Genomic DNA, 1,741 nt, shown 5'->3' with positions numbered 1-1,741 from the left:
CTGACGTTTTGATATAAGGGTTGCCAGGAGAAAAGGAAGGTGGTAGGGTAGAGAAAAAAGGGGGAAGCCAATGAGCCAGGAGGAAGAGAAGGCAGGTGCGCCCAGTGTGATCCAGGAGCGTTTAGCGTGGCAAGTGGCCAGACGAGATGATCGACAGGTGGCCCAGGCACTCTACGCGGGAGAAGAAATCGAGGAGATGCACGAACTGAGGGAGGCGGGCTTGCTCGACGAGTTTTTTGCGTTTTTAGAGGAAAGCGGGATGCTGCGGCTGCTCTCGCAGCAAGAATTGCCTGGGGTGCAACGAGTGGTGATCCCCACGGTGCAGTTTGTGCTGTTGTATCTGCTCAAAGTGCTGGTGGGAGCCGAGTCGATGAATGAACTGCCGCGCGTACTCTTCAGCAACGTGGCGCTGATGGAACTGATCGGCTTTAATGCGCATCAGATCGAGCAGGGCTTCACCAGGCGGGGCGAGAGCCAGCGCAAAAGCAAGAAGAAGCAGGGACCCCTCACGCCGCAGTGTCTAGCCGACAACATCTGTAAACTGAGCCGAGAGCAGATGGAAAGGCGGTTTAATCAGATGGTGCAGCTGCTCGTCAAGCGGGGACTGCTTGCTGGCAAACGGCAGGTGGCTCTCGATGGCTCCCAATTGCCCACTGCGCCCACCTTTGCCGGGGCAGGCAAGCTCAAGCAGACGCGCAGCGTCAAGATCAAAGGGCAAAAGGAACAGGCCACCGAAGAGTACTATGTGTATGGCTTCAAAGTGCTGGTACTCATTGATGTGCCAACCCGATTGCCGCTGGCCATGAAAGTGGTGCCGATTCAGGAGTACGAGGGGCGCTGGCTCGTGCCGCTCTTAGAGCAAGCCCGGCACAATCTGGGCGAGGGAGGGCCCATTGAGAGCATCGTCATTGATCGCGGCTATCTGGATGGGGCCGACTTATGGCAGCTGCACAAGCTCGGAGTGTTCTTTGTGATCAGGAGCAAAGCAGGCATGGCGGTGACGGCGGATGCACAGGCTCTGGCCAAAGGCGAGCGCGCTCAAGTGCGCGAGCTGCGGGTGGGTCATGGGCATGGCAAAGCGGCCAGCGAGGAGGTGCTGCGCACCGAACTGGTGGGCATTGAGGGACTAACGAGCTATGATGCCTATGGGGATTCCGAGCAGACCAAGTTCGCCCATCGCCGTGATTACACGGGCCAGTCCCTCAACGCCGTGGTGGTGCGGCGCTGGAACAATCGGCTGCCCAGTGCCGAGGGTGCGGTCTACTTGACCAATGGCGAAGTCTCCGACCCCTTTGTGCCCTTTGATCGCTATGACGCCCGCTCGGTCATTGAGAATGGCCTCTTCAAAGAGGGCAAGTATCCCTGGCACTTAGGCCGTTTCCCCAAGAAAAGCGAGGCCGCTGTCATCGTGCATGTTCACTTCACCGTGCTGATGATGGCCCTGACGACCGCCTTTCGTTTGTGGCACGCCCAGCCGACTGAGGTAGCCAACCAGCCGTCAAAAGGAGCAGCGAGCCTGAGTACAGCGTTGTTAGGTGGAGAAGGGACCGCTCGTTGGCGTCAGCGACTCAAAGAGGAGAATCGCGACAAAGTGATCATCTTTGTGGGGGCGGCCTATGGCATTTTTCATCTGGCCGAACTCGCTGTGCTGAGCGGTTTACGCCTCCAACGCCTTCCCTCTCCGCTCGGCTCTCGCCAGGACATTCTCCTGCGCTTTGGCATTAGTCCCTGATCCTTATAT

The 1,741-nt window shown here is 58.2% G+C and carries 1 protein-coding gene; it reads left to right on the top strand.

Annotated features, from left to right (window positions below; genetic code table 11):
• Nucleotides 1–196: 196 nt before the first annotated feature.
• Nucleotides 197–1,732 carry a transposase gene (locus tag VKV29_RS00025; protein WP_324199244.1) on the top strand — a complete coding sequence of 512 codons (1,536 nt, stop codon included), beginning with the start codon at nt 197–199 and terminating at the stop codon, nt 1,730–1,732.
• The last annotated feature ends 9 nt before the right edge of the window (nt 1,733–1,741 follow it).

The organism is Chthonomonas sp., from assembly GCF_035294165.1.
In the GTDB taxonomy this organism is placed as follows: Bacteria; Armatimonadota; Chthonomonadetes; order Chthonomonadales; family Chthonomonadaceae; genus Chthonomonas.
The sequence above is the reverse complement of the archived record's forward strand: the minus strand, read 5'-3'. Positions and strand labels throughout refer to the sequence as shown.

Bases quoted from the DNA above. Each gene is read 5' to 3' on its own strand.
- VKV29_RS00025 (WP_324199244.1), top strand. From the start codon at position 197: ATGCACGAACTGAGGGAGGCGGGCTTGCTCGACGAGTTTTTTGCGTTT.